The 390-nt window shown below is 73.8% G+C and carries 1 protein-coding gene; it reads right to left on the reverse strand.

Features of this window, described 5'->3' with window-relative positions; genetic code table 11:
• Nucleotides 1–390: condensation domain-containing protein (locus ACLEQD_RS45220; protein ID WP_410392044.1), on the reverse strand; the 390-nt coding region annotated here is incomplete at both ends.

The raw sequence follows: 390 nt of genomic DNA on the forward strand, positions 1-390 counted from the left end.
CGGGCAGCGGAGAAGGCTGGCCCTCGCGCAGCGCCGCGTAGAGGGCGGACACCTCGCGCACCAGCACCGCCATGGACGTGCCGTCCGACACGGCGTGGTGCATGACGAGCACCAGCACGTGCGTGCGCTCCTCCAGCGTCAACAGCGTGGCGCGCACCAGCGGGCCGCGCGTCAGGTCGAACGGGCGTCTGGCCTCTTCCTGGGCCAACCGGGAGGCTTCGGCCTCACGGGCCTCCACCGGCAGGGCCGTCAGCGACACGCGCGCCAGCGGCAGCACCGCGTCCTTCGAGATGAGCTGGAGGGGCCGTCCGTCCTGCGCCCCGAAGGAGGTCCGTAGCGCGTCATGGCGCGCCGCGAGCGCCGTGAGGCTGCCCTCCAGCGCGGCCACAT

It is taken from the genome of Corallococcus sp. 4LFB (genome assembly GCF_046520365.1).
Taxonomy (GTDB): Bacteria; Myxococcota; Myxococcia; order Myxococcales; family Myxococcaceae; genus Corallococcus; species Corallococcus caeni.